This is a genomic window from Paenibacillus humicola (assembly GCF_028826105.1).
Classification (GTDB): domain Bacteria; phylum Bacillota; class Bacilli; order Paenibacillales; family Paenibacillaceae; genus Paenibacillus_Z; species Paenibacillus_Z humicola.
On the sequence record NZ_JAQGPL010000001.1, the window covers coordinates 509,249 to 534,840 of the forward strand.

Annotated in this window: 26 protein-coding genes; 19 read left to right on the forward strand and 7 right to left on the reverse strand. The window is 51.8% G+C overall.

Annotated elements, in window-relative coordinates:
* The first annotated feature begins 44 nt into the window (after window positions 1-44).
* The 4 genes from PD282_RS02395 (at window position 45) to PD282_RS02410 (ending at window position 3,833) form a co-directional block, all read left to right on the forward strand.
* Window positions 45-845, forward strand: a complete 801-nt coding sequence (locus tag PD282_RS02395; protein ID WP_274648798.1) for a MerR family transcriptional regulator — start codon at window positions 45-47, stop codon at window positions 843-845.
* Window positions 835-1,848 carry a hypothetical protein gene (locus PD282_RS02400; RefSeq protein WP_274648799.1) on the forward strand — a complete coding sequence of 338 codons (1,014 nt, stop codon included), beginning with the start codon at window positions 835-837 and terminating at the stop codon, window positions 1,846-1,848. Before PD282_RS02395 ends, PD282_RS02400 begins: the two co-directional genes overlap by 11 nt.
* A 49-nt stretch (window positions 1,849-1,897) precedes the next feature.
* Entirely contained in the window at window positions 1,898-2,740 is an 843-nt protein-coding gene (locus tag PD282_RS02405; RefSeq protein ID WP_274648800.1) for a helix-turn-helix transcriptional regulator, read from the forward strand.
* A gap of 103 nt (window positions 2,741-2,843) precedes the next feature.
* Window positions 2,844-3,833, forward strand: a complete 990-nt coding sequence (locus PD282_RS02410; protein ID WP_274648801.1) for a quinone oxidoreductase family protein — start codon at window positions 2,844-2,846, stop codon at window positions 3,831-3,833.
* 58 nt (window positions 3,834-3,891) lie between these two features.
* Here PD282_RS02410 and PD282_RS02415 read toward each other — a convergent pair whose 3' ends face one another.
* Window positions 3,892-4,857 (reverse strand): aldo/keto reductase, encoded by a 966-nt coding sequence (locus PD282_RS02415; RefSeq protein WP_274648802.1) that lies wholly within the window; start codon window positions 4,855-4,857, stop codon window positions 3,892-3,894.
* A 499-nt stretch (window positions 4,858-5,356) separates the two neighbouring features.
* Between PD282_RS02415 and PD282_RS02420 the strand changes: the two genes are divergently transcribed.
* The 3 genes from PD282_RS02420 to PD282_RS02430 all read left to right on the forward strand — a co-directional run bounded on the left by PD282_RS02420 (window position 5,357) and on the right by PD282_RS02430 (window position 8,137).
* Entirely contained in the window at window positions 5,357-6,004 is a 648-nt protein-coding gene (locus tag PD282_RS02420) for a hypothetical protein (RefSeq protein WP_274648803.1), read from the forward strand.
* 356 nt (window positions 6,005-6,360) lie between these two features.
* On the forward strand, window positions 6,361-7,551 hold the full coding sequence (locus tag PD282_RS02425; protein ID WP_274648804.1) for a polysaccharide deacetylase family protein: 1,191 nt from the start codon (window positions 6,361-6,363) through the stop codon (window positions 7,549-7,551).
* A gap of 370 nt (window positions 7,552-7,921) precedes the next feature.
* Window positions 7,922-8,137, forward strand: a complete 216-nt coding sequence (locus tag PD282_RS02430) for a hypothetical protein (RefSeq protein ID WP_274648805.1) — start codon at window positions 7,922-7,924, stop codon at window positions 8,135-8,137.
* Between the two features lie 133 nt (window positions 8,138-8,270).
* Here the strand turns inward: PD282_RS02430 and PD282_RS02435 are convergent, their stop codons facing one another.
* Window positions 8,271-8,675, reverse strand: a complete 405-nt coding sequence (locus tag PD282_RS02435) for a CBS domain-containing protein (protein WP_274648806.1) — start codon at window positions 8,673-8,675, stop codon at window positions 8,271-8,273.
* 520 nt (window positions 8,676-9,195) lie between these two features.
* On the opposite strand from PD282_RS02435, the gene PD282_RS02440 reads away from it, so the two are divergent.
* Both PD282_RS02440 and PD282_RS02445 read left to right on the forward strand, forming a co-directional pair.
* Window positions 9,196-9,399: a cold-shock protein gene (locus PD282_RS02440; RefSeq protein ID WP_274648807.1), complete on the forward strand. Its 204-nt coding sequence runs from the start codon at window positions 9,196-9,198 to the stop codon at window positions 9,397-9,399.
* Window positions 9,400-9,469: 70 nt separating this feature from the next.
* Window positions 9,470-9,724: a cold-shock protein gene (locus tag PD282_RS02445; RefSeq protein ID WP_274648808.1), complete on the forward strand. Its 255-nt coding sequence runs from the start codon at window positions 9,470-9,472 to the stop codon at window positions 9,722-9,724.
* Between the two features lie 572 nt (window positions 9,725-10,296).
* Here PD282_RS02445 and PD282_RS02450 read toward each other — a convergent pair.
* Entirely contained in the window at window positions 10,297-11,304 is a 1,008-nt protein-coding gene (locus PD282_RS02450; RefSeq protein ID WP_274648809.1) for an SDR family oxidoreductase, read from the reverse strand.
* Between the two features lie 387 nt (window positions 11,305-11,691).
* On the opposite strand from PD282_RS02450, the gene PD282_RS02455 reads away from it, so the two are divergent.
* Entirely contained in the window at window positions 11,692-12,375 is a 684-nt protein-coding gene (locus tag PD282_RS02455) for an adenosylcobinamide amidohydrolase (protein ID WP_274648810.1), read from the forward strand.
* An 87-nt stretch (window positions 12,376-12,462) separates the two neighbouring features.
* Entirely contained in the window at window positions 12,463-12,771 is a 309-nt protein-coding gene (locus PD282_RS02460) for a hypothetical protein (RefSeq protein WP_274648811.1), read from the forward strand.
* A gap of 187 nt (window positions 12,772-12,958) precedes the next feature.
* Here PD282_RS02460 and PD282_RS02465 read toward each other — a convergent pair whose 3' ends face one another.
* Window positions 12,959-13,927 carry a bile acid:sodium symporter family protein gene (locus tag PD282_RS02465; protein WP_274654977.1) on the reverse strand — a complete coding sequence of 323 codons (969 nt, stop codon included), beginning with the start codon at window positions 13,925-13,927 and terminating at the stop codon, window positions 12,959-12,961.
* A 216-nt stretch (window positions 13,928-14,143) separates the two neighbouring features.
* On the opposite strand from PD282_RS02465, the gene PD282_RS02470 reads away from it, so the two are divergent.
* From PD282_RS02470 to PD282_RS02485, 4 genes are all read left to right on the forward strand, one after another.
* Window positions 14,144-14,281, forward strand: coding sequence for a hypothetical protein (locus tag PD282_RS02470; RefSeq protein ID WP_274648812.1), 138 nt, complete (start codon window positions 14,144-14,146; stop codon window positions 14,279-14,281).
* Between the two features lie 139 nt (window positions 14,282-14,420).
* Window positions 14,421-15,314, forward strand: coding sequence for a phosphotransferase family protein (locus PD282_RS02475; protein ID WP_274648813.1), 894 nt, complete (start codon window positions 14,421-14,423; stop codon window positions 15,312-15,314).
* A gap of 276 nt (window positions 15,315-15,590) precedes the next feature.
* Window positions 15,591-17,462: an RCC1 domain-containing protein gene (locus PD282_RS02480; RefSeq protein ID WP_274648814.1), complete on the forward strand. Its 1,872-nt coding sequence runs from the start codon at window positions 15,591-15,593 to the stop codon at window positions 17,460-17,462.
* A 166-nt stretch (window positions 17,463-17,628) separates the two neighbouring features.
* The gene (locus PD282_RS02485; RefSeq protein WP_274648815.1) at window positions 17,629-18,117 is read left to right on the forward strand and encodes a DinB family protein; all 489 of its coding nucleotides are present in this window, start codon (window positions 17,629-17,631) and stop codon (window positions 18,115-18,117) included.
* On the opposite strand, the gene PD282_RS02490 is transcribed toward PD282_RS02485, so the two are convergent.
* The gene (locus PD282_RS02490) at window positions 18,093-19,046 is read right to left on the reverse strand and encodes a hypothetical protein (RefSeq protein ID WP_274648816.1); all 954 of its coding nucleotides are present in this window, start codon (window positions 19,044-19,046) and stop codon (window positions 18,093-18,095) included. The genes PD282_RS02485 and PD282_RS02490 overlap by 25 nt on opposite strands.
* A gap of 145 nt (window positions 19,047-19,191) precedes the next feature.
* On the opposite strand from PD282_RS02490, the gene PD282_RS02495 reads away from it, so the two are divergent.
* Together PD282_RS02495 and PD282_RS02500 are read left to right on the forward strand one after the other, a co-directional pair.
* Window positions 19,192-19,974 (forward strand): alpha/beta hydrolase, encoded by a 783-nt coding sequence (locus tag PD282_RS02495; protein ID WP_274648817.1) that lies wholly within the window; start codon window positions 19,192-19,194, stop codon window positions 19,972-19,974.
* Window positions 19,975-20,019: 45 nt separating this feature from the next.
* Window positions 20,020-20,934 (forward strand): aminoglycoside phosphotransferase family protein, encoded by a 915-nt coding sequence (locus PD282_RS02500; RefSeq protein ID WP_274648818.1) that lies wholly within the window; start codon window positions 20,020-20,022, stop codon window positions 20,932-20,934.
* Between the two features lie 262 nt (window positions 20,935-21,196).
* Here PD282_RS02500 and PD282_RS02505 read toward each other — a convergent pair whose 3' ends face one another.
* Entirely contained in the window at window positions 21,197-22,093 is an 897-nt protein-coding gene (locus PD282_RS02505; RefSeq protein WP_274648819.1) for an NAD-dependent epimerase/dehydratase family protein, read from the reverse strand.
* 500 nt (window positions 22,094-22,593) lie between these two features.
* Between PD282_RS02505 and PD282_RS02510 the strand changes: the two genes are divergently transcribed.
* Together PD282_RS02510 and PD282_RS02515 are read left to right on the forward strand one after the other, a co-directional pair.
* Window positions 22,594-23,127: a DUF417 family protein gene (locus tag PD282_RS02510; RefSeq protein ID WP_274648820.1), complete on the forward strand. Its 534-nt coding sequence runs from the start codon at window positions 22,594-22,596 to the stop codon at window positions 23,125-23,127.
* Window positions 23,128-23,323: 196 nt separating this feature from the next.
* A complete protein-coding gene (locus PD282_RS02515; protein ID WP_274648821.1) occupies window positions 23,324-23,887 on the forward strand; it encodes a hypothetical protein in 564 nt (187 codons plus the stop codon).
* A 59-nt stretch (window positions 23,888-23,946) separates the two neighbouring features.
* On the opposite strand, the gene arfA is transcribed toward PD282_RS02515, so the two are convergent.
* A complete protein-coding gene (gene arfA / locus PD282_RS02520; RefSeq protein ID WP_420832265.1) occupies window positions 23,947-25,464 on the reverse strand; it encodes an arabinosylfuranosidase ArfA in 1,518 nt (505 codons plus the stop codon).
* Window positions 25,465-25,592: the final 128 nt, after the last annotated feature.

Sequence of the window (25,592 nt, forward strand, 5' to 3'; positions counted from 1 at the left end):
TGACGTTACGTCACGTATTACCATTAATAACAAGAGGTGGGACAATGCGCAGCGAGCAGGAGCAATCTCTCACGGTGGGTGAACTTGCACGAAAATGCGGCGTGACGGTACGCACCTTGCAGTATTACGACAAAAGCGGGCTCTTGATCCCGAGCGGGTACAGCGAGGGCGGACGACGCATGTACAGCAGGAGAGATATCATTCGGCTGCAGCAGATTCTTTTTCTAAAATCGATGGGCTTTTCTTTAAGGGAGATCAAGCGGAAAGTGCTGCCGGCGGATTCGACTGCCGAACTGTCTCAGGTCTTCAAGCATCAAAGAATGTTATTGGCTCAGCAAATGGCGCAGCTTCAACAGACGATTACCCAGCTGGATAAGAGCATGGAGGAGCTCGAATCGGACAACGAAATTGGAATCGAAAGACTTCTGATGATCACGAGGGCATCCAGAGCGGACAATCCTTACTCTTTTTTAACCCGCCATATTTCCAAGGAACAGATCGCCTATTTCATGGAGCGGTTTGACGAAGATGGCGCGGCGGATTTCTATCCAAAACTGCAGGCATTAACGGCGAAGCTCATGGAGCTGTACCAAAGGAACGAGAAGCCTGACGGCATGGAAGGCCAGCAATTGGCGGAGATGTGGTGGAGCGTTGTCACGCGGATGACCGGTAAGGATCTGATCTTCATTCGCGATATGGGGGCTGTCATCATGAACGAGAGCAGTTGGCCGCCGGAAGCCTCCGATTTGAAAGAAGCGACGCTCTCTTTTTTGAGAGAAGCGGTTCTGACTTATTTGCGGCATAACAAGATCACACTGCCCAAGGAGGAAGCTCGTGAATCGTAAAGGAGTCCATTATGATGTGGGCGTTGAAACGAAGGGCTCGATGATACGGACACGGCCATCGTTCGATACCGAAGTCGTCCGCCGCGAAATCGCGATTATCAAACATGTCCTGAACTGCAATGCCATCAGGATATCGGGTACCGATCCCGACCGCCTGATGACGGCAGCGGAGATCGCGCTGAAACAAGGCCTTGAAGTATGGCTGTCGCCGCAGATTCATGACATGGATGAAGAAGAAACGCTGTCGTACACGATAGCCTGCGCCGAGAAAAGCGAGCTGCTGCGTAGGCGCTATTCGAAGCTGGTGTTTATATTGGGCTGCGAGTTAACGCTGTTTATGCAAGGCTTACTGCCTGGAAACACGATCTACGAACGAGTCGATCGTCCGGATTTTATCGAAATCGTCAAGACAGGCGCGCACAACAAACTGCTGCAGGCTTTTCTGTCAAAAGCCATCCGGAATGTCCGCAGCGTTTTTCGAGGCGAAGTGACGTATGCTTCGGCGCCGCTCGAGGCCGTGGACTGGGGTTTGTTCGATTACGTCGGTCTTGATTATTACCGCTCTTCCCACAATAAAGCTTCCTATGCCGGCAAGCTCAAGTCCTTTTCCGAATGGGGCAAGCCGGTCATCATCACCGAATTCGGATGTTGTGCGTATCAGGGGGCCGACCAGGCGGGCGGAAGAGGATGGATGATTGTGGATCGTGCAACTCAGCCGCCGAAGCGCCTCAACGGCATATATGTGAGGGACGAGGCCCTGCAAGCGAAAGAACTCGCCGAGCAGCTGGCCATTTTCGATGACGCGGATGTGGAGGGCGCATTCGTATTCACGTTTGTCGCTCCGGTATGGGTTCATGATCAGGATCCGCTGTACGATCTTGATATGGCCAGCTATGGCTTGGTTAAAACTTATGCGGACGGGCGTGGGATACGCTACCCCGACATGACGTGGGAGCCCAAGCTATCCTTCGATCAGGTAGCCCGGTACTATGAACAGCGATAGCATCCCGATCAGCAGACGTTAAAGCCATTAAGCTTCAAGGAGGATTGCCATGTCCACGGAAAGCGGCAGATTGAAGGTCTTGGGAGATTTTCTAAAGTCCCGCAGGGAACGCCTTCAGCCCGAACAGGCCGGGATTTCGGGTTCCTACGGCCGGAGGAGAACTCCCGGGCTTCGCAGGGAGGAGGTCGCTGTACTGGCCGGCGTGAGCGTCACCTATTATACATGGCTGGAGCAGGGACGGGAGGTGACGGCTTCCAGGGAGGTTATGGAAAGCATCGGTCGGGCGCTTCAACTGTCTCCGGACGAACGACTGCATTTGCTCCGCTTGTGGAGTCCCGAGAAGTCCTTCGCGCCACACGGTCCGGGCAGCGTAAAGCCCGAGTGGCAAAAGATTATCGACCAATTGGCTTATCCGGCTTTTATCGCCAATGATCGAACGGAAGTGCTCGCGTGGAACCGGGCGGCCAGCGCGATCATCGCCGACTTTCAGCCGATGTCCGATCGGGATCGCGTCCTGATGAATATCTTTTTTACGGACCCGTATTACCGCAATCATATTTCGAACTGGGATGATTTTGCTCGATACTCCGTGGCGGTATTCCGCTCGAATTACGATCGTCATTCGGGTGACTCCTGGTTCGGGGAAACGGCCGAACGTCTGGCGGAAGAAAGCGCGGAATTCGGCTCCCTGTGGCTGCTGCACGATATTCAGCTGAAAAAAGCGAGCCCATTCATCCTGAACCACCCCCGGGCGGGGTTGCTGTCGTTTGAAATCAACTCCTTCGTCAGCCTGAACGGCAGCACGGATCCTCATTGCTGTATCTATACGCCTATCGCGGGTACACCTACAGAGCAGAGATTAAAGGAATTTCTTGAGGCGACCGGACGATAGCGCCGCAGCCTGGTAATCCGGTTACCCGTATAAACATACTGTGGCTGCCTCCTTCAAGGTTGATTAAACTGAGTGCAAACGAAGCTGAAGGAGGTTGTTTTACATGAAAGCGATTGTGATCGATCGGCCTTGCGAGGCTGTAGACCTGGAAGCGAGGGAGCTTCCGGATCCCCAGCCGGCACCGGGCATGCTTACCATTGATGTGGCTTACATTGGAGTCGGGTATGTGGATGTGCTGCTGCGGCGTGGGGAGCTCGGATCTCTTGTGCCGATGCCGGTTGTGCCGGGGCTCGAGGTATCGGGATACGTAAGGGCCATCGGGGAAGGAACGGAAGGCTTCTATGTCGGACAGCCTGTGGTATCCATGACGCTGCTGGATTTGGGCGGATATGCATCCGTGGCCCAGGTGAGGCCGGAGCTGACGGTCCCTCTGGATCGGCTCGGAGGGGAGCTTGACATGGCTTCCGCCGCGGCAGCGATCGTCAATCTGACAACGGCATATATGACGATCCGAAACGTCATCCGCATGCAGGAAGGCGACAACATTCTCGTTCACGCGGCGGCAGGCGGGCTCGGCAGCTTTTTGGGCCAAATCGCAAGGCATTTCGGAGCAGGCAAGGTGCTGGGCACCGTTGGCAGTATCGAGAAAACAAAGCTCGCCTCTTCTCTCGGTTACGACGAAATGTTTCTCCGATCCGATTTTATCGCGCCGATCAAGCAGCTGGTCGGGACACGCGGACTCGATGCCGTACTTGATCCGGTTGGAGGCAGCACCCGTACGCTCAGCCAGCAGCTGCTTCGTCCTATGGGGGAAATGGTCATGTTAGGGAACGCCAGCGGTGAAGCAGATGTTCATCAATCCTCCAACGAGATCTGGTTATCCAACAAGTCCCTGAAAGGTTTCAATATTGGAGGATACAGCCAGCACAATCCTGCCGAAGTCGGTCAAGCGGCAGAAGAGGCGCTTCGCCTGCTGGCGAACGGGGAGATCAGGGCGGAATTGTTCGGCGTGTTTCCTTTGGAGAAGGCTTCCGATGCCCATGAGCTGCTGGAGGAGAAAAACACCGTGGGCAAACTTTTGCTGAAAGTATGAGAAAAAACGGCCTGCAGGATCAACCTGCGGGCCGTTCTCGATTCGCGGCAGGCATGCGTTACCACGCGTAAGCGCGCGGCGCATCTCCGCCCGGACCGGGGAAAATTTCGTCGAGCCGCTTCAGCGTCGCCTCGTCCAGCTCCAGCTCGACGGCGCGCAGTGTGCGCTCGAACTGCTCCATCGTGCGGACGCCGGTAATCGGCGCGGTCACCGCCGGGTTGGCGAGCAGCCAGGCCAGCGCCACGACGTCCTCGCGCTCCCCGAGCTCGCCGCACAGCTTGGCGAACGCTTCGAGCTGCGGACGGTGCTGCTCGAGCCGCTTGGTGTCGCCGCTGCGTCCGCCCGCGCTGCCCCGCAGCGCATTGCCCGCAAGCAGGCCGCCGTCGAGCGGACTCCACGGAATGACACCGAGGCCGAGGCTTTGCGACGCCGGCAGCACTTCCAGCTCCGGCAGGCGGCAGAGCAGATTATACTTATGCTGCTCGGAGACGAGGCCGAGAATGCCGCGCGCTTTCGCTTCGCCCTGCGCGACCGCGATATCCCAGCCGGCGAAATTGCTTGAGCCGACGTAGCCGATTTTGCCTTGATGAACGGCCGTTTCAAACGCGTTCCACAGCTCGGCCCAGCTCGCGTTCCGGTCAATATGGTGCATCTGGTACAGCTCGATATGGTCCGTTTGCAGGCGGCGCAGCGAGCCTTCCAGGTGGCGGCGGATTTTATAGGCGGACAAGCCGGCTTCGCGGTTCGGTCCGTCGTTGTCGTCATGCATGTCGTTGTACACCTTCGTCGCGAGTACGGTGCGCTCGCGGCGCCCGCCGCCTTGGCTGAACCAGTTGCCGATGATTTCCTCCGTGCGGCCCAAGGCGTATTGATTAGCCGTATCGAAAAAGTTGATGCCCGCATCGAGCGCCGCATCCATGATGCGAAACGCATCCTTCTCTTCCGTAGTCCAGCCGAAGTTCATCGTGCCGAGGCACAGCCGGCTGACCTTCAGGCCCGATTTTCCCAATGATGTGTACTTCATTTCGTTCACTGCTCCTTCTTCAAATTAAAGACAGTCGAGTTGCGGTCGGAACGAGGCCCTCAGACATTATACCTTAAATTGTCCCTGCGGTTAAATTCCGAGTCGGCCATTGATACTGACAAGCTGTCCTGCTGCGGGCTCGTTACGTTCGCGGATCGGAGCGATCTCCGCAGGTATTGTTTTATTTTTTGGGGAGAGCAGCCTGTTCGCAGGGTGTCACTGCGTCATCCTTCCTCAGCATCATGCGGTGGGTATTCGAATGTTGAACAAATATACGGCCGATTACGTTGACGATCAAGCGGCATTTAATCGTTTGTTGCTGCAATGCTTAACCCGGTAAACTTTTTTCGACTGTACGGGGCAATTTTTCGGAAACGTTATTGTCGCATCTTGCATGGCGCCTAGCGCCCGGGATGTATGATACAAAATAAAGATTGTGATGGAGCATCTGAAATATTAAGATTAAGCAATAAGATTCGGTACAGGAGAATTGAGCTAAATGACAATCAAACGACTTCTTGTTGCAGTGTCCATAAGCACCGTTTTGTTCATGATCTCAATCATGATTATATTTGTGCAGTTTAAGGACAAGCAGAACTATAAAAGTTATGTTTCCGCTAAACTAAGTCCATCTTTATCAAATTTTGTGACAGCCGTACTCGCTAACGAAGAGATCCTTCATCAATACATGAACAGCGGCAAGAAAGAAATGCCGCCCGATCAGGCGGGAGCGCTTTGTTCCAACTTTCAATCGATCGGCAGGGAATTTGAAGAAATGCTTCAAGCCTCAAATTTATTGAAGAAGGCAAACGGCGTACAAACGAACCCCATTACCGCAAACGCAGCGCAGGACATTCATTTTTTCCTGGCCAGGCAGCTGATCGGAAACGGAGTCCTCGGGGATTGCACGCCGGCGAAGTCCACTCTCACGCTTAACGAGGAACAAGTCAAGAAAATGAAGGGCATTTATGAGATCAGCAAACAATGGTCCTCAATGGCAAAGAAACGGATTCCCGAAGCTGCGCCAAACGGTGCCGGAGATGTCGATTGGAACCTCGTTGTTAACGATAACGTGTGGGTTCAGTTAGTAAAGGATTATTCTGCATACGCAAATGAATCGGGAATGGGGACCGATGTTTTTTTTTAACGGAGCATAAAATATACCACGTCTACTATCCGGGCGTTCCCGCCGCATTCCTCTTCAGCGAATACGATCGTGAAAAATGGAGCAGGCGCGGCGGCGGCCCTGCCTTTTAACGGGCAAATGCGGATTTGAGCCCAAATCATGCGGAAAACGAACGGCTGCGCACCGCCGGAAAGGGCCTGTCCATACGTCGGACAAAAAGGCAGACCGGTCGACGATATTCGCCTCATCTTTTCAATGTTTTTTGTCGAAAAATAAAATGTTGGAGACGGAAACTTTTGGTGATTTACCCGCGTCCATAAAGTGACGATTGCGATTGGAAACGCAATTGATTTGTACTTCACGGCGGGAGTGGCCCTATGATGAACTTAAAAACGAGAATCCTCATTCTATCCTTGTTGTTGCTTGGGCTGACCGCGTTTTGCTGCATCCTGACGATCCAGGCCTATCATTCGCGGCTGCCGCTTGTCGGACGGTTATTCTACGGCGTCGGCAGCGCGGCAAGCGCCGGCGAATCGGAGGGAACGACGCCGATGTACACCGGACTGAAGCCCGGTATCGACCAGCCGCAAGGCGTATACTACAAGAAGCGCGTGCTTGTGCTGATGTATCACGAAGTCGAGCCCAAGCCGAGCGATCCCAGCGCGCTGCCCGCCGAGAAGCTAGAGCGCCAGCTCGAACTGATGAAGGCTAACAATTTTCACTGGATTACGATGGATCAATACCGAAACTTCGTCCTGCACGGGGATCCGGTTCCCAATAACGCGGTGCTAATGACCTTTGATGACGGTTACGAATCGTTCTACCAGTACGCCTACCCGATTTTGCGCAAGTACGGGGTACCGGCAACCAGCTTCCTGATTGTCGGCACGGTGGGCAACCCCCGGCACCCAGGGGTTCCCAAGCTAAATTGGGACCAGGTGAAAGAAATGAGCAAGCACGGGATTTCGTTCTACAACCATTCGTACGACTCGCATCTGTATGAGCCGACGGACGCGAAGGGCCGGCATCTGATTCCGGCGTTGACCGGTCGTATTTATTTGAAAGACAAAGGCAGGCGGGAGACGGAGAAAGAATATGAACAGCGGGTGACTGCCGATCTGGAAAAGGCAAACGCCGTCCTGGAGCGGGAGCTCGGCGCTCAAAACCATGTACTGGCCTTTCCCTACGGCGCTTTTTCGAAGCCGCTGCTCGACATCTGCGCGAAGCTCGGTATTGATGTAACGCTGACGGTCAAGGAAGGTCTTGACAAACCGGGCCAACGGAACGGATTCCGTCTCAACGCCGGCGGCACACAGAACAACCCCGAGCTGCAGCTGGCGCTGATGAAGCAGGCATCGAAAAGGCTCGGGCACGCCCACTTCGACCGCTCGCCCGAACAGAAGCGCGAGGCGCTGTGGACGCTCGCGGCTATGGCGGTCGTCGCCGCTCTGTTGGCCGAGGCGGCGCGCAGACTGCTGCGGGAGAAGCGTTCTCCGGGTCCGCCTTCGCAGGGACCGGGGGCATCCTTCCCTCCTGCGCCCGGGACCGGTACGCCGGCAATTCCCTGACGCGGAGTCGAGGAACTCCGAGCGCCTCCCGGGCAGCGCCTTTATGCAGGGAGTGCCGCGATTCGGGCAAAATTAGATATAGGCGAGCAGGCGGAGTCCAATCATGCGGGCTTTGCCTGCTTGATTTTGTATTCGGTGAAATGGGAGCTCCTTTCGTGAAGCATTCAAAAGTCTATACGTGAGCTTCAAGCTTTTCTTATCCAAGGAGTGGTTTTACATTGAGAAAACCTTTAGTATTCAGCCTCCTTGCTGTAGTCGTTATCTTTATTTTGGCCGGTTGCAGTAAAGAAGGTCAAACCACATATAAGGCGGCCGGAGATATTGGTTATGTAGAAAAGGTAAGCGGAACAGTGAAAGGGATACAATCATTTTGGTCAATCTTCGCCCCGGATCTCAACCGGATGAAAATGATGAACCCATTCCTCCGTTCACCATTACAAAAAATTCGAAGATTTACCGTAATACAAATCATCAAAAGGTGAGAACCGACATTTCAGCCCTCAAAAAAGGACACTATGCAGAGATTATCTGGCGCTTTGCAGCAAAAGAACATCTTGTCGAAGCTGTTGAAATAAGTCTTAAATAAGTAAAACTTGTACAATGAGGTACATGGAACAATACTCTCTAAACGTTGGAAGTCTGTCAAAACGGAGGATTAAAAGAAACAGGCCGCCGAAACTAAATCGGCAGCCTGTTCCTCAAACGTCGGTTATTTCAACCTAATCCGCAATATTCCGGGTATAGTATTCAATGATATCTTTGCGGCGTATAATTCCGAGGAAGACACGATCGGCGTTGACGACCGGAACAAAATTCTGATCGGCCGCCAGAGCCAGCATATCGTCCAAATCGGCGCCGATCTCGACGCATTCGATTTTCAATCGTTTTTTGATGGAGATGACAGGAATTTCGTGCATCGTATCGAAGCCGAGGCCGGGCGTAGCCTTCAGCTTCCATAACAAATCTCCTTCGGATAACGTCCCGAAATATTTGCCGTCTTCATCCAAAATCGGAATTGCCGTATACTGGCTCGCCTCCAATTTATCCAACGCTTCTTTCATATTGGATGAGGTCATGAGGTAAGAGACCTCGTTCTTCGGATACAGAAACGACTTGATGTCCACTGAATCACGCTCCTTTGGTATATTAAAACATATTTCGCTGCGTGATGCATGTGGAAGTGACTGGTCATAACCAGTAAGGATGCAGATTGCTACTGCAACGGCATTTAACAGAGGGGGAGATTGTCACCGAAGTCATTTTCCATTAAAAATTTAATTAAAAGATAAGGAATTCGAGTACTGTTGTTGTCGATGAGTTTATAGCGAAGACAGCCGGCAGGATCGGAACGTTTACATCGAGCGCTTTGTGTGAAAGTCCACTTCCGATTCTGGACGAAACGGCATGCTGCAGTCACTGCATATTGTAGAATTTGAAGGCTTTGTCGTCTTAGTGTTTTGTCTGTCATGTTATTGAAATGGGGTTGTTATTATTTTAAAAGTGTGGTAAAATCGATTTATTGGAATTTTGACCTGAATTCACATATCGCAGAGGGTTAATATTTTAATTACTAACCTTGTGCAATATGTGAATTTTTTATTTTTAACCGAATAAGAAGCTCATGTAAAATTAGGAGGTGTTTCTATGCAAACAGGAACAGTTAAATGGTTTAACGCAGAAAAGGGATTTGGTTTTATTCAGGTCGAAGGCGGCGAAGACGTATTCGTACATTTTAGCGCGATCGCAGGAGACGGGTTCAAGTCCCTTGATGAAGGGCAGAGAGTAGAATTTAACGTGGTTCAAGGGAACCGCGGACAGCAAGCTGAAAACGTCGTAAAAATTTACTAAGTAAGACCATCCCCAAGCCTAACGTTTGGGGATTTTCTTTTTTACTGCCATTTCTAAGGGGGAAAGTCCGATGTCTTATTCATGGAATAAACCGCTGGAGAATTTACCCGAAGAAATAACCACCATCTGGTCTTGTATGAGAGAAGAATGCAAGGTCTGGATGAGGGACAGCTTCTCGTTCAAAGAGCAACCCGTTTGCCCGTTATGTAAGACATTCATGATCAGCAGCGAAAAAATTCTACCGATCCTCGTCTCCTCGGATCAAGAAATCAAACATTACAGGAAGAAACAACGAGCAGCCGCGATTTCATCGCATGATGCATGATGAACGCTGGGCGCACAGGAAGGCGTTCTATGGTATCGCCGAAATGATCGTCACCGGGGAGAACTGAAATTATGTTTATGTGGATCCTCGGCTTGAGGCACGAGTCAGGTTTCGTAACTGGACCAAAGCTTGTATGCTGCGATCGCTAGAATTTATTGATTTTATAATCTGAGCTCCCAGGTTGGGAGTTTTTTTCTTTGACGTACTCGTAATTGAGCTACCAGTCACAAGTGGCAGTGTCCCGTTGATTCTAAAACTACAGCTGGTGGGCAATCCTTGAGGTCTTTTTTTACCCCTATCCAGTGCCGATGCGGGCGTGGATTGAAGCCTATAGGGTTTTTGTCGGAATCGAGCCATGATTTTACGTCGCTCGTCGTGCCTGGCATGGATTAAATTGTGAAGGCTAATAGATCTACAAGGATCGTAATCAGGCAAACAGTGTCCGAGTAAGGGGTTGAGAACCATTGGTCAACTTTTTTACCCATGCCCGGAAACCGGGTTTTAATTGCCTTACGATCCCGTTGTCGATTAATAGATTCCAATCGTGCAAGAAATCCCTCCTGCCGAAAGCCTCAAACACTCGTCAAAAACGCCTCGTAAGCGGCAATTAATTGATCCATTTTGGCATTGAGTGCTTCATCTACCGTTTGCAGCTCGGGGTGCTGCCTGAAATAGGCGATGGATTGCCGAATCCCGTGCTCGAAGCTGGTGGTTGCCGTATATCCGGGGACAAACCGTTTAATTTTGCTGTTGTCCAGTACATAGCTGTTGCACGTATCGCCGAACAGCGGAGCCTTGAATTCCGGCATAGCCCGCGAGATGCATTCGGAGGTAATGTGAATCGGCTGAGGCTCCACACCGATCGCTTGTCCGATGGCGGCAAGGTACTGGTCCCACGTTTTGACCTCGTCGGAGGTAATATGGAAGGCATGGCCGAGCGTCTGCGTATTTCCTAATAAACCTACCAGCCCTTTTGCAAAATCGGTATTGTGGGTAATGGTCCACAAAGACGTGCCGTCGCCGGGGACAATGATTTTTTTGCCCTTCAGGATCCGATCGATAATCGTCCACGGGTGGGCCCAGCTTGTGATGGCGAAAGGTATGCTGGTATCGCCGTAGGTATGGGACGGTCTCACGATCGTCATCGGAAAGCCCTTTTCGCGGTATTCCCGGATAAGCCGTTCCTCGCAGGCGATTTTATTCACGGCATAGTCCCATCCGGGATTGTGCTGCGGGGTGGACTCGTCCAAAATGTAATAAGCCGGAGGCCGCTGATAAGTAGCCGCCGTACTAATGAAGATATACTGGTTGGTTTTACCCGTAAAATAGTTGATGTCCCGCTCGATATCTTCCTTATGAAAAACAATCCAGTTGACCACGATATCAAAATGGCTGTTGCTCAAAAGCGACTCCATTTCGTCGCGATTATGGATGTCGCCGCGAAGCACCGTGGCGCCTTCCGGTATAAACGTGTCCCGATTGCCCCGGTTTAAAAGATACAGATCAAATCCCTGCTGAACCGCCAGCTTGGAAGCCGCCGTGCTGATGAGACCGGTTCCGCCGATAAATAAGACTTTCATCCTGATCACGCTCCGTCGTATGTTTTGGATTCCATTTCATATTCCGTTTCCGGTGCTCCACGTAGGCTTAATACCGCTGAGAGCGCATACAATTCCGCAAAACATTCGGGCCGGCTCTCCGCCGCTGCGGATCGCACAGCTTGTCCAATCGGGTAATACCAAGACCCCCGCGTCGAGGTGTCTTCATCGATTCATATTTTAATTTCCTGCTGAACATCGATATAAATGATGACGCCATTATACCACCTGGTTGAAGGGAATGTATATATGCCTGTCGGCCTTTGATATACTTACGTTATCCTCTGGAAACTTAAATAAGAAAAGGAATGAATACATACGATGCCGGTTGTTTCCGAACCTTGGATCATACGGGAGAGGCCGGAAGCTTTGCCCGGGACGACACTGATTTGGGACGAGCGCCATATCGTGCTGTCTTCCGCCGCTCCGATGCTGACGGCCAATTCGTCGCTGCTGGCCGGGGGCTTTCATCGCTGCCGGCATATCGTCAATCGTCATGTCGATTCCACTTATAACCCGGATGATCCCGATCTGGAAATGCGGAGCTACATTCGATCTCTCTTATTGCCGGTTGACGCCACGGCAGGCATGATGACGGCTGTCGACCTTAGGGATGCCGTAGCGATCCGCGCAGAGCACCGGGATTTTCGGATGCTCGTTCTGGCTACGGTCGGGGTGAGCAACGCGGCTCGCAGCGGAATACGCTGCACACCGCTGTTTCCGGCCTATCATCCCGGCACGATCAACACGGTCGTTCTTTTTGACGCCTCCGTTACGGAAGGTGCGATGCTGAATGCTTTTATTACGTCTACGGAAGCGAAGGCGGCCGCCCTGCAGGATGAAGGGGTTGAAGACGCAGCCGGCAGGCGCGCTACCGGCACGACGACCGATGCCATCGTGACCGCGTCCATCCAGGATGCCGAATACGGCGTTACTCACCGCTACATGGGCGTGAGTACCGAAATCGGAAACGCGCTCGGACAAGCGGTGTACGAAGCGATTCGTTACGGCCTCCAATTGTACCGGCGCCGCAGCCCGGTTCGGCAGTTTTAAGTGTGTTGAATCCCCCGCGGCTTTCCGGCATATAACGGGGTAGGGAATGAACGCACGATATATAGGAAGGGAGGAGGAAAAAATGAAATGGATATATCAATATCATTCATGCTCGCATGGTGTGCGATTGCTCTTAGCGGCTGTGCGGGAGAAGCTAATTATTATGGAGGAATCGAAAAGGAAGATATTCCTGAACTGACGGCTTCAAATATCGAGTTGGTCCAAGAATTCAAGGGTCATGGCGATAACTGGGGATCTACTTTGTTCATTTACAAAGTGAAGAACTCGGAGAAGCTAACGATGAAAGGTTTTCTTGTAACGGGAAGGATCCGAAAACGACCGGCGAAATTGCTTATGAATACGCTGCAGGCGGCGCAGTTGGAAGCGGCAGTATAACGGTTGCGGAAGCGCCCGAAACAAGGATTTATGCAATTCTTCCTTCGTCAGGAATTCAGGCCTTGGCCCAAGATCCGGACGTGAAGCTGCTGGTTAAGTGGCAAAATCATTCCGAACAAATTGAACTTAAACCCGTGAAGACATAAAGCTCACGAGTCCGCGCGCTATCCCTTTTGCCTATGAATGGCTATAAGGCTGCGTCTTGGCCGGAACGATGGCCCGCTTTCCGTTTTTTGGTCAGCAAGTATCCGAACAGGGAGGCCAAAATTTGCTGAAACAGCATGCCCGAAATGACGGGGAGCGCCACAGGGGCCGGAAAATATTGAATAGCGAGCACGGCTCCGGCACTTAAATTCCGCATGCCCGAATTAAAAAGAGCGGCGACCCCGGTCTCCCGGTCCCATCGCAGCCATACGGAAACAGCCCAGCCGATGACATAACCGATTGCAGCCGTCACCAGCGTCACGACGATGATCAGGACCAGCTTCCCGTTCATCTGCTTCAAATACGGCGCCACCACCGAGCTGTTGATCGCGACCACGACGAACAGCCCGATTTTGGAAAAGGGACTCAGCGTCGGTCCCCACGCCTGCTTGATCCTGCCCTTCGTCCACTGGTTCAGAGCCATTCCGATCAGCGAAGGGATAACCACCATCCATAAAAGCCCTTTCATAATCGCCCACGCGTCCATTTGAACCTTCGTCCCAACCCATACATAAAGACTGGCGGGCACGAGAAGCGGCGACAGCAGCGTATCGATCAAAATCAATGACAGCGTAAGCGGGATATTGCCTTTATAGATGGAAACCCAGACGACGCTCACGACTCCGGTCGGAATGACGAAGAGCAGAATATATCCGGTCTCCGTATAAATATCGTTCGAGAACCAGACATGTCCCGCGATCCAGCCTACGAAAGGCATGACGACATGCAGAACCAGCAGCAGGCAGATGATCGGCTTCGGATGGGTCATCACTTTGAACAAATCCTTGAAATTGGAACCGAGGCTCCCGGAAAACGTCATCGCGGCAAAAATCCACGGCACGATAAAGGAATACTGTTTCAGCCAAAAAGCTCCCAGCACGCCAATACATACTCCCGCCGGGGTAATTAAAGGCATAAATTTTTCCAGCCGTTTGTTCAAAGGGTCCATGATGGCATTCATTTCGTCGACCATTCCTTTTGGTGAAAATATAGTCCATCCCGGTAAACTATAACATAAAGGAAATCCAATTATCATTAGAAAAAGGCGCGAACGGACAGATTTGCTTCCAATCGGGGCAGCAGGAATTTGATGAGCAGTGTGAAAATGGTTGGAATCTAGTGTGGTGGACAGTGGTATCGTTCCATTTTTTCAAACAAGAGAGGACCTATGGATACTTATTACCGGGCATTAGAATCGCTTGTCCAGGCGGCGCCGCTATCCGACGAAGACTGGAGCCTGCTGCTCGAACGGACCCGAATCAAACGGATCTCCAAAGGAACCTGCATCATTCGCGCGGTGTCGTGATGGGGATCGAAAATGCGTACCGGTTGTTCGAGGCGGAAGTGCTGAAGATGGAAGATTAGTCCGGCGAATATGGGCTTAGGGGGGAGGAGTGCGCGGCGCTCCTCACTTTTCATTGAAAGCGAATGGAGGTGTTCCAAACATGGCTGTCGATTCTAAGCTTCAGCAGCTTTTTCGCGACCCGATCGAACGCATCGCGTATCTTGATCCCGGTTATTCCGGGCATGCCAGCGACGTATGGCTGGTCAAAACGGCCCGGGAGGAGCGCATCGTGCGCACATCCCGGTTGGCCGAGGCGCCGGCCCGGGAGTTTTGGTGGGGGTGCTGCGATCTTTTCGGCATCGATCCGAGATTCATGCGGCATTTCGAAGCAAACGCCGCCATGCTCGGTGCAATTCCGGGTATTCCGGCACCGCGGGTGTATGCGCGCACGGTTATCGAGAGCAAGGAATATCTCGTCGTCGAGAAAATGAATGGCCAGGCGCTTCGTTCGTTTATCGGGCAATCCGATGCGCTTCTTCATCAGTTAGGCGCCTGGCTGGCCCGCGTGCACGAGCATCGTTACGATTACTTCGGAAACCCGGCCACCGGTCCAATAGAACGCAAAGCGTCCTTCCACGCCCGTATGTCCCAAACCATGCGGCTGCTTGTCGAACGCGATTATAAGCATGACAGCAAGATCCGGCTGGTGGCCGAGGCCATGGTTAGCAGGCTTGTTGATCTGCCGGTGCCGGATCACTTCTGTCCCGTGCTGATTGATCTGGGCCCGTCACAGTTTCTCATTCAAGACGGCAGGCTGTCTGCGGTCGTCGATGTTGAAGCTTATGCGATAGCGCCCCGCGAATTCGATTTTGTCGGACTGGAATATGTGTTGGATGAGAAGTCGGCTGTCCCTTTCCTGAATGGCTATTCAACGATACTGCCTCCCCCGGATCTTTCGAACTATCGCAAAGTTTACCGCTATTTCTACCGCTTGTTAGGCGTACAAGGGTCCGTCGATTTGGATCCATGGCTCGCGCAGCGGGCATTGTTCTGACGGTCAGCCATTTAGTGCAGGTCCCTCCATTTAGAAGAACATTCTTCCTTATACCCCACAAAAAGGGTATTCCAATGCGAATGTTATAAATGTAAGATTTTATCTGAACTGGGAGATTTCAAAAAAAGCGGGCTGACCACAAAGCCCGGCAGGCAGCACGATTATTTCTCCGCATGTTCAAAGGAGGTGCAAATCAAATCGATACATAATACGAAACCAAGTCGATCGTCTCTTTCCGGAACAAAAAATATCTTTTAAACAATGGGAGGAAGATTGATGAAACAACGGTTTACGCTCTGGGTTTGCGGAATTCTGCTGCTGACGCTGCTTGTGCCTGTTCAGGCCGCCGCCGCCGGCTCCGGTTCCGCGGAGGCACCGGATAGTCCAAGTCCGGGGATAACGATGGTTTCAGCAGGAGGTGGTCACACGCTCGCTTTAAAACGGGACGGAACGGTTTGGGCATGGGGGAACAATGCATATGGCCAATTGGGTTATGGAAGTGCAACTGAAGGAGGTACGACACCGGTTCAAGTGCAAGGTCTCGACTCGGTGACGGCCATAGCTGCGGGCGGATCGCATAGCTTGGCACTCAAAAGCGACGGAACCGTCTGGGCGTGGGGAGAAAATTTTTACGGTGAACTGGGCGATGGAACTCCGGAGGGGAGTAGTAGAAGCTCTTCCCCCGTTCAAGTCCACAATCTGAGCTCCGTGGTCGCCATAGCAGCAGGGAATGAATATAGTTTGGCGGTTAAGAGCGATGGAACCGTATGGTCGTGGGGACTGAATACATGGGGTCAGCTAGGCGATGGAAGCACAACAGATCGTAACGTTCCTGTTCAGATACAGGGTCTCGGTTCAGTGATTGACGTTGCTGCGGGCGATTCGCATGTCTTGGCGCTTAAAAACGACGGAACCGTCTGGGCGTGGGGAATAAATGGGGACGGCGAGCTTGGCGATGGAACTAAGACCAACCATTCTTCCCCTGTGCAGGTACCCCATCTCGACTCGGTGACTGCCATTGCTTCAGGCAGTTCGCATAGCTTGGCGCTCAAAAGCGACGGAACCGTTTGGGCGTGGGGAAGAAATTACTCCGGCGAACTCGGCAACGGAACGAAGACCAGCAGTTATTCGCCCGTGCAGGTAACCAATCTCGGTTCGGTGACTGCCATAGCCGCGGGCTACACTACTGGCTTTGCACTTAAAAGTGATGGAACCGTTTGGGCGTGGGGAGTAAATAATTTCGGCCAGCTTGGAAATGGATCTACGACGGACAGTTCGTCGCCCGTTCAAGTAAGCAATCTCGATTCGGTGTCCGCCATCGATTCGTTTTATAGCAACTGTATGGCAGTGAAAAGCGATGGTACCCTTTGGGGATGGGGATATAACGGAAGCGGCGTTCTTGGCGATGGAACCATGATAGACCGTGATACTCCCGTACAAGTTCAAGGGCCCTGGAAAGCCCTTCCTGATGCGCCGCAATGGCCTAAGGGCGACGTGCTGACGGTTACCAATGTGACCTATAACAGCGTTCAACTGAACTGGCAGCCGGCTGAGGATCATCAAACAAGTGTAGAAAAGTATTTGGTATACAACGTATACTACGAGCTGCTGGCTACCTTGAACGGGGACGCGAACAGCTATGAAGTGACGGGGCTGTCTCCGGATTCGCACTATTCTTATTCACTCATCGCCGTCGATACCGACGGCAACCAAAGCGAGAGAAAAACAATCGAGTTCACTACTGCACCCTATACGGCTACCGGCTCTTTCCAGCTTACCGATACCAAAACGGATACAGACGGCTGGCATCATTACGAATATTCGTTGTATAACGGGACCATTTCGACTCCTGGTCAAGAGTTGATCGGATCGTGGACTCCCCCTGAAGGGTACCATGCGAACGTTAATGTCTCCATGATTTCTCCTGACGGAGAGAATTATGACCTTCGTGTGGAGACGGTGGATAATGGCTCCTACTCCTCGCTTCCAACGAATGTAAAACCGGATGGTACCGAGTCCGGCAGTGCATGGGTTCCCGCCGGCAGCACTGCAGTATGGAAGGTTAAGGGACATACCCTCCAAGATTATAGTCCGGACAAGAAGGTTATCGTCTATGTGCGCATTGAGTATGACAATCATCCGATCTGATTTCTATATGTAAAGATTGGCCGCGGAATTGCCGCGGCCTTTTTTGCTTTTGGAATAGGACTGTGGAATTCGCAACATTCGCAAATGAAAAGAAACGCAGCAGGCCGCTTTATGATAAATTAGGTTGTAGAATGACCGAAACCGACATAACGGAAGGGTGCTGCGAGTGAACGTGTTAATGGAACAGTACAGCTGCATTAAGCGTACGAGAGAAGCTTTATTTTCTTATTGCGAGTCGATCCCCTACGCAGATTATGTCCGTCGGCTCGACTCGTTCGGCGGAACCTCCATGTGTGATTTATTAGTTCATGTTTCCTATTGCTACCTGAATTGGATCGGCAGACAAGGATTGCAGCTCACCGAATGGAATGAAATTCCCCCTCAGCCTGAAGTCGGTGCCGTTCGTACCATTTTCAGAGAAATTGATACGCTGGTCGACCGGTTCATTCACACCTATGAAGGAAAATGGGATGTCCCGGTCATTGTGGAAATTCCGTGGCAGGATGAGCCTGAACCAAGAACGCCGTTATATATGTTTACCCATACCATCACCCATGAATTCCACCATAAAGGACAGATTGTATCGATAGGCAGACAGCTCGGGCATGTACCTCCCATGACGGATTTGATCTACACGCTGTACCCGTTGAAATAATGCACGCCGTCATGAGCGGTATCGCCCGGCTTTGTCCTTCGATTGGTGTTGAACCAGAGCCGGCCCTCATTGCCGATACCGACGCTCTCAACTTCAAAAAGATTCGGGTATGCCGACGATGTAATGCGGAAGGACAGATTATCGTCTGCATCGACGGTGCCCGAGGCCGTAGAGATATGGCGATAAACAAGAATAAGGCTGATGTTTTTGTAGGTCAGCGGAACATAGATGGTGTTGTTATGATAGCCGAAACCCTGGAAGGCATACGAGCTGATGTCAGGTACGGTTTTGCCGTTAACCCGCGCATCTGCGATGTTGAGGGAAAATGCCTTGGTTACAGTAATCGTGCCGCTGTTTGCGGTCAGAGGGAGCGTTCCTCTGTATAACGTTCGTCCCGATTTAAAGAGAAAATCGATTTTGCTCCCGTCTTTGCCGGTGATTTTGACGCCCGACATGGCTTTGTCCGCACCCGTATATTTAATGGTGTAATGACTGACTTTATAGTAGGTCGTTCCTGTATATTTCAGCTTCACGAGACTCATGCTGCCGGAGTTCAGGGTGACGACGAACATATAATATTTTCCGCCGATTTTGCTGAGCACCACATCATTCGCATGACCGAGGTAAGTAGCGTAGGTTTTCCCATTATCGCCGTTTTTCATCAGCGTCGTGGTTCCGTCGCTCATCTTGGTGCGGTAAATGACGGCTTTCGTATTATCGCTGTTGATTTTTACGGAATAGACATAGGTCGATCCTACGGCAAAACCCTCTGCGGCGTAACAGCCGTTTGCATTGTTGAGCTTCGCGACGGTGGTGTAGGTGTTGTAATAGGCCGCGCTGGCCGTGAGCGGGACCATCAACGCCGAGCAGAGGAGAATGGCGGCCAATAAAATAAATCGTCTTCCCGTACCCATTCTTCTTAGTGACATATGTATGTATTCCACCTCCCATAAACGGTATTTAACCGGCATTTGGCAGATTCAAACACTTCTGTTCATTTGTTGGAAATGATTTATACTATTGGAGAAAGGTTTACTGATGGAAGCGATTCGAAGGGGAACGGAGCGTGATTTGATGTCTATTTTGCTTTGGGAAAAGGGTGCGCCGCTTGCGGAAGGAAGCAATCCTGCAGAGGGGCCGTCCATCACTCCCTATCTGGTGGACCGGGGGCAGCCGAATTCATGCATCATTGTATGTCCCGGCGGAGGCTATAATCATTTGGCGGAACCGAAGGAAGGAGAAACCATTGCAAACTGGCTGAACGAAATTGGCCTGTCGGCCGTCGTTTTGCACTACCGGGTGGCGCCCTATCGGCATCCGTGTCCGTTCATGGATGCGCAGCGGACCATCCGCTTGCTTCGTGCCCGGGCAGAAGAATGGAATCTCGATCCGAACCGGATCGGTATCCTCGGTTTTTCCGCGGGAGGGCATCTGGCGGCTACCGCCGGAACCCGTTACGATTTTGGAGATCCGCAAGCCGAGGATCCTATCGAGCGGGAAAGCTCCAGGCCGGATCTCATGGTGCTCTGCTACGCGGGTATTTCGATGATCGAGTTTCCCCACAATAAACACCTGCTGGGCGAGGACGCAGCTGAAGGTTTGCGGCTCGAGCTGTCGAACGAGAAGCACGTTACGCCGGAAACGCCGCCCGCATTTCTGTGGATGACGGCCAACGATGAGAAAGTGCCCGTCAAGCACAATCTGCTGTTTGCCGCCGCTTTAGACGAACAAAAAGTGCCGTTCGAAATGCACCTTTTTGAAAGCGGTAAGCATGGATTGGGGCTCGCGAAAGAGCACCCAAGCATCAAGCCTTGGACCGAGCTTTGCGAGGCGTGGCTGAAGAAGCGGGGTTTTTGAACGGATTGGCGTGGTTAGCATTTTTGCAGGAGGCGACAAAGGGCGATGGGGAGCTCGAATCAATGGGATGCAGAATGGGAAGTATCCGAACATTTGGCTCGTCAATTAATCCGCGGCCAGTTTCCGCAGCTGGCTTCGAAACGCATACAAAAATTAGGACATGGCTGGGATAACACGGTTTTTCTTGTCGGGGACGAATATGTCTTTCGTTTTCCAAGGAGGGAAGCTGCAGTCCATTCTTTAAGAATAGAAGGAAGGATACTGCCCGAGCTTCGAAATGTCCTTTCCATCGCTTACCCGATACCGGTCTTTTTTGGTGAAAAGAACGATGATTATCCTGCACCTTTCCTGGGCTATCGCTATTTATCCGGAGAGTCTCCGATTGGATTGACTGACAGGGAGCGTTCCTTATCCGCAAAAGCGCTGGCACAATTTTTGAAAAGCTTACATTCATACCCGGTGTCGGTTGCCAAGGAAAAAGGCGTTCGATATGACCATCGGAATCTGACTGATATTGCGGCGCGGAAGGAAAAAATGAAAGTTTTTATTTTCCGCCTGGCGAATCACTTTCGTGATGAAGAATATCGTGCCATCTCGAATTATTTGAAACAGCTCCAAACTGAAACCGTGAAACAAAAGTTTGTGTTTCTTCATGGAGACCTTCATTTTAAAAATATGCTGGTAGACGAGAAAGGACGAGTTTCAGGAATCATCGACTGGGGAGATATCAATATCGGGCATCCTGCCTGTGATTTAAGTGTTGCATACAGCTTTTTACCTCCGGATGCTCGTTCTGATTTTTTCCGGGAGTATGGAGATGTCGATGAAGAAACGAAGCTATTGGCTCGACTGATCGCCATTTTTATTCCCGTTTTGATTTTGCTGCAGGCCGTTGACGATAAAGATGAAAGGTTAATTATTGAAGCAAAAGCGAACATCAACCGCGCTCTGGCCGATTAAGATAAGTTGCTCCGCAAATACGTATGTCGAAGAAAAATCAGTCCTTGAAGGGCTGTTTTTTTGTTATTTGAAAGGTAGCTTTCCTTCACGCTTTTGCTTTTCGTTGTCTATCATCTGTTGGACTACTACGCCTATCGCCGAAAAGAACGCACGGCCTAGCGGCCGTTCCCATTCGCAATGCCGGTGAATCGGTTATGTTCTTCAACTGAGGAAGGGCAGCCGCGCGGCCGCCCCTCTTTAATTAAAGGCCGTGTATATGTTTTCACCCGTTTAACTTTAACCGGGCTAAGCTTTCATTGACCATCGACGGAATCACCTGCGTAATGGGCTGGAAATCGTATCCCAAGGAGGCCGCCTTGGCATTCGACAGCTTCCAGGTGCAGGCGAACAGCGCATAAGGAGACAAGTTCCCGTCTTCCTGCCGTCCAATATGAAACTTGGGCTCTTTATTCAAGACGCCGCCTATATGGCGGCAGAGCTCGCGAATGCTTAAGTGGCCGCTGTTGGCGGCATTGACAGGCCCGGCAAAATCGGATTTCGTTCCGATGAAGCGAAGGAATTCGGCCGCGTCCCATGACGTCACATACGAAATCGGGTGTTCGGCGTCAAACACGCCAATCGACTGCTGTTCGGCGACATGCTTCACGTAAAAATCGAAACGGCCGGTATAATCGTCGGTTCCCGAAACGACCATGGCGACACGAACCGCAGCAACAGGAAAGACCGCGTTCTGGAAAAAGTAAGCCTCGGCTTGGCGCTTACCCTCCACATAGGAATATTGCCCGGCTTCCAAATCGTAGCGATACGCTTCCGGCAAGAAATCTTTTTCGGTAATTTCGGTCTCTTGATCCGGATAAACCGCCATACTGGACGTGAAAATATATCGTTGAACGCGATTGCCAAAAGCGTCGCAAGCGATTTTCGCTTCAACGGGGTTGAAGCAAATTTGATCGTAGACCACGTCATAAACTTGGCCGTCAAACGCTTCGATCATCGCATCCCGGTCCGCCCGGTCCACCCGAATTCGGGTCACGGCATCCCCAAAGTCGTCCGGTGTCTGCCCCCTTGTCGCAACGGTCACATCGTGACCTTCCTCAAGCAATAAACGAACCAAACGGCGTCCGAAAAATGCGGTTCCTCCCAGGACGAGTATCTTCATCGTTTCATGAGCTCCTTTTTAATAGAATTGAATGTTCATCATGGCGGATCCAAACGATCTCTTGCCGAGAACAGGGAATTCGGTTCCCCTTCCCCTGAAAGCTTTTTTTACTGTAACATGCCGCCCGGTCTGCGTCTGTAATGTATTTTACAGAACATTGTAAGAATTTAGGATACGCTGGTTATATCTGTTTCTGCGAGGAGGTGTCAGCGTGAAGTTACGCCGTTCATTCGTATAATTGGAAGCCGCCGATGCACAAGCAGGAGAATGAGCTCAAACGGAACGGCGGTGTGTTTGGCACCAGCCAGGTACAGCTTAACGAAAGGAAAGGAGAAGAGGACGTTGGACACTGCGGCACGCCAGCGCGGCAATCCAGGCAAAAGGCGGAACGCGAGAAGGAGGGGGACGGCGAGGCCGTTTCTAAACAAAAATAGATAAGCTTCTATTATCGGGGGGATCAACCTGAAGATGAGACAGGCGATTTAAAGGAGGAATCATTCATGATTAAGGCGGTAGAAGGTCACAAATCCGTATTGGAGTCTGTCGGAGCGAAGCTTTTATATATTACGCTGGCACTTGTCTACCTCTGGATTGGCGGCTGTAAATTTTATTTCTATGAAGCGAACAACGTTTCGCTGCTGGTCAGCAACAGTCCGCTGCTAAGCTGGACCTACAGCATTTTTTCGATTCGAACGTTCGCCGATTTACTCGGTGTCCTGGAAATTCTGATTGGTCTGCTTCTGCTCGGCCGCTTTGTTTCCGTCAAGCTGTCGGTTGTCGGAGCGTGCCTCTCTTGCATTTTATTTATTGTGACGATGAGCTTCCTTTTCTCTACGCCGGGGGTATTCCAGTCAGGTCTTGGCTTTCCGGCGCTCTCGGGCAAACCGGGGCAGTTCCTGCTCAAAGATTCCGTGCTGTTCAGCGCTTCCTTATTTGCCTTGGGCGAGTCGCTGAGGATTTCCTATCTGGCCAATCTTCAGAGGGTGCAGGGAACGGATGATATTCGAAGCCGGCGCTCAGGAATTACGCAGTAGCGCCAAACGAAAAAAGCTGCCGGGCAGGCAGCTTTTTCAAATTTGGCGTAATCTTTTGCCCGTTGGGATGGTATATTTAGTTCAGCTAGAAGATTATATTATGGATGTGAATGGGCCTGTTTAGGTCTCTTTTTAAAAGAGCGGCTTTCTGGTTCTCGTTATGCAGGGGATCACGAGATTGTCGGAGGCGATGATTATGTATGAAAATTTACATCGAGAGCTGAAAATTTTCTCCGTAATCGGCGCGATACTGCTGATTGGAGCAGCTGTGTATGTCATTCGGGTACTGGTCCCGACCCCTTCACCGAGAATATCGCTCTTACATCAGCCGCTGCTTGAGTTTCCGGCTGTTCAAGGCATTCAATCCGAATCGCTGCTTAGCGGCGGTTGTGCCACCGGTGTTTATAGCCCGAAGAATCCTCCGAAAATAGCCGAACAAACATGGGCATGGTTAAAGGACGCACAGCCTTTGTCCGTGAAGATTTCGAAACCGCATGATACCTTTTCCTCCGGCTGCGGACTTCTGTATTCCTCACTGGAGCTTCAAACGAAGAACGGCGATCGGTACGATCTGTCCCCCGCCAATTACATCTGGGAAAAAGGGTCTTTATTCGGGTCTCCAAAATTTGAAACGCGTTATATTGAAAATGTTATCGAAGTGACCGTTCATGATCGTTCTTACTTTTTCAAGTCGAAGAGCTTGTATGACTGGCTGGAATATAATGGATGGAAAAAGGATTTTAATATTCCTTCATATTAAAATTAAACGCCCGAAATCATGACGATTTCGGGCGTTTCTTCGGGTTTCCGCGTGTTTCGTTAAGCCAGCTTCAAACGGATGACGTTCCACGACGCTTTGCCGAGCTGCGCTTCAATCCGTCCGTCGTCCGCCACCGCCGCGCTGCCGCCTCCGTGCGGCTTGACGCGGTCCGGCGCGTCGATCGTATTCGCCGCCTTCAGATCTTCGTGCTCGAGCACGATGTGCTCCACCAGGCGGAAGCCGCCGAAGCTGCGGAGATCGATCTCGAACGGCAGCGGCTCGGACAGATGACGGTTGACCGCGAAAATCGTGACCTCGCCCGCCTCTTCGTTATGAACGGCGACCGATTCGAGATACGGCACGTCGGTGTAATCCTTGGCGTCGTATTTCGGCGATTTGACGAGCGGCACAAGGACGGTGCCGCGGCCGAACCGGCTGGCATGCATATACGGATAATAAATCGTCTGCTTCCAGGCCGGGCCTCCGTTTGCGGTCATGATCGGCGCGATGACGTTGACGAGCTGGGCCATGCACGCCATTTTCACGCGATCGGCCCGTTTCAGCATGCTGATGAGCATGCAGCCGACCAGCAGCGCGTCCTCGTGGTTGTAAATGTCCTCGAGCTGCGGCGGCGCGACGGTCCACGGATCGAGCTTCCGGTCCTGATCGTTGGAGTGATACCAGACGTTCCATTCATCGAAGCTCAGGTTGATTTTCTTCTTGCCGCGCTTCTTCGCCTGGACGTAGTCGGCCGTCGAAATGACGGTGTGGATGAATTTGTCCATCCCGACGGACTGGGCGAGGAAATTCGCCGAATCGTTGTCGCGGTTGCCGTAATATTGGTGCAGCGAAATAAAATCGACATGGTTGTAGGTGAGATCGAGCACGGTCGACTCCCACTCGGGGAACGTCGCCATGTTCAGACTGGAGCTGCCGCAGGCCACCAGCTCGATCGACGGATCGACCCACCGCATGACCTTGGCCGTCTCCGCGGCGACACGGCCGTATTCGTGCGCGGTTTTGGCGCCGATCTGCCACGGGCCGTCCATTTCGTTGCCGAGGCACCACGTTTTGATACGATGCGGTTCGCGGTAGCCGTGCTTGATGCGCAGGTCGCTGTAATAGGAGCCGGAAGCGTGGTTCGTATACTCGATCAGCTCGCGCGCTTCGTCCGGGCCGCGGGTGCCCAGATTGACCGCCATCATCGGTTCGGTCCCCGCCTTGCGGCACCAATCCATAAACTCGTTAGTGCCGAACAGGTTCGGCTCGGTCGTCCGCCACGCCAGCTCGAGTCTGGCCGGGCGCTCTTCCGCCGGCCCGACGCCGTCCTCCCAGTTATAGCCCGAGACGAAATTGCCCCCGGGATAGCGAACGATCGGCACGTCGATCCCCTTGACCAGTTCCAGCACATCCGTGCGGAAGCCCTGCTCGTCGGCCTGCTCATGGCCCGGTTCGTATATGCCGCCGTAAACGGCGCGGCCGAGATGCTCGATAAACGAGCCGTAGAGACGCTTGTCCACCTTACCCACCGTAAAATCCTTGTCAACGATCATGCTTGCCTTGTTAGACACTTTCATCACCTCATGATAGAATAATAAATATATTAACCGGTTAATAATAAAAATACTCTTTACAGAAATAATTAAACAACAGCGCTTTCGGAAATTCAAGCTTTTATTTCGGCATTCAAACAATTAATATGATG

Coding starts and splice junctions, on each gene's coding strand:
- PD282_RS02405 (WP_274648800.1), top strand. CDS start 1,898: ATGTCCACGGAAAGCGGCAGATTGAAGGTCTTGGGAGATTTTCTAAAG.
- PD282_RS02480 (WP_274648814.1), top strand. CDS start 15,591: ATGAAACAACGGTTTACGCTCTGGGTTTGCGGAATTCTGCTGCTGACG.
- PD282_RS02505 (WP_274648819.1), bottom strand. CDS start 22,093: ATGAAGATACTCGTCCTGGGAGGAACCGCATTTTTCGGACGCCGTTTG.
- PD282_RS02410 (WP_274648801.1), top strand. CDS start 2,844: ATGAAAGCGATTGTGATCGATCGGCCTTGCGAGGCTGTAGACCTGGAA.
- PD282_RS02445 (WP_274648808.1), top strand. CDS start 9,470: ATGTCTTATTCATGGAATAAACCGCTGGAGAATTTACCCGAAGAAATA.
- PD282_RS02440 (WP_274648807.1), top strand. CDS start 9,196: ATGCAAACAGGAACAGTTAAATGGTTTAACGCAGAAAAGGGATTTGGT.
- PD282_RS02510 (WP_274648820.1), top strand. CDS start 22,594: ATGATTAAGGCGGTAGAAGGTCACAAATCCGTATTGGAGTCTGTCGGA.
- arfA (WP_420832265.1), bottom strand. CDS start 25,464: ATGAAAGTGTCTAACAAGGCAAGCATGATCGTTGACAAGGATTTTACG.
- PD282_RS02415 (WP_274648802.1), bottom strand. CDS start 4,857: ATGAAGTACACATCATTGGGAAAATCGGGCCTGAAGGTCAGCCGGCTG.
- PD282_RS02500 (WP_274648818.1), top strand. CDS start 20,020: ATGGGGAGCTCGAATCAATGGGATGCAGAATGGGAAGTATCCGAACAT.
- PD282_RS02470 (WP_274648812.1), top strand. CDS start 14,144: ATGGATACTTATTACCGGGCATTAGAATCGCTTGTCCAGGCGGCGCCG.
- PD282_RS02395 (WP_274648798.1), top strand. CDS start 45: ATGCGCAGCGAGCAGGAGCAATCTCTCACGGTGGGTGAACTTGCACGA.
- PD282_RS02495 (WP_274648817.1), top strand. CDS start 19,192: ATGTCTATTTTGCTTTGGGAAAAGGGTGCGCCGCTTGCGGAAGGAAGC.
- PD282_RS02515 (WP_274648821.1), top strand. CDS start 23,324: ATGTATGAAAATTTACATCGAGAGCTGAAAATTTTCTCCGTAATCGGC.
- PD282_RS02460 (WP_274648811.1), top strand. CDS start 12,463: ATGGATATATCAATATCATTCATGCTCGCATGGTGTGCGATTGCTCTT.
- PD282_RS02420 (WP_274648803.1), top strand. CDS start 5,357: ATGACAATCAAACGACTTCTTGTTGCAGTGTCCATAAGCACCGTTTTG.
- PD282_RS02425 (WP_274648804.1), top strand. CDS start 6,361: ATGATGAACTTAAAAACGAGAATCCTCATTCTATCCTTGTTGTTGCTT.
- PD282_RS02490 (WP_274648816.1), bottom strand. CDS start 19,046: ATGTCACTAAGAAGAATGGGTACGGGAAGACGATTTATTTTATTGGCC.
- PD282_RS02475 (WP_274648813.1), top strand. CDS start 14,421: ATGGCTGTCGATTCTAAGCTTCAGCAGCTTTTTCGCGACCCGATCGAA.
- PD282_RS02450 (WP_274648809.1), bottom strand. CDS start 11,304: ATGAAAGTCTTATTTATCGGCGGAACCGGTCTCATCAGCACGGCGGCT.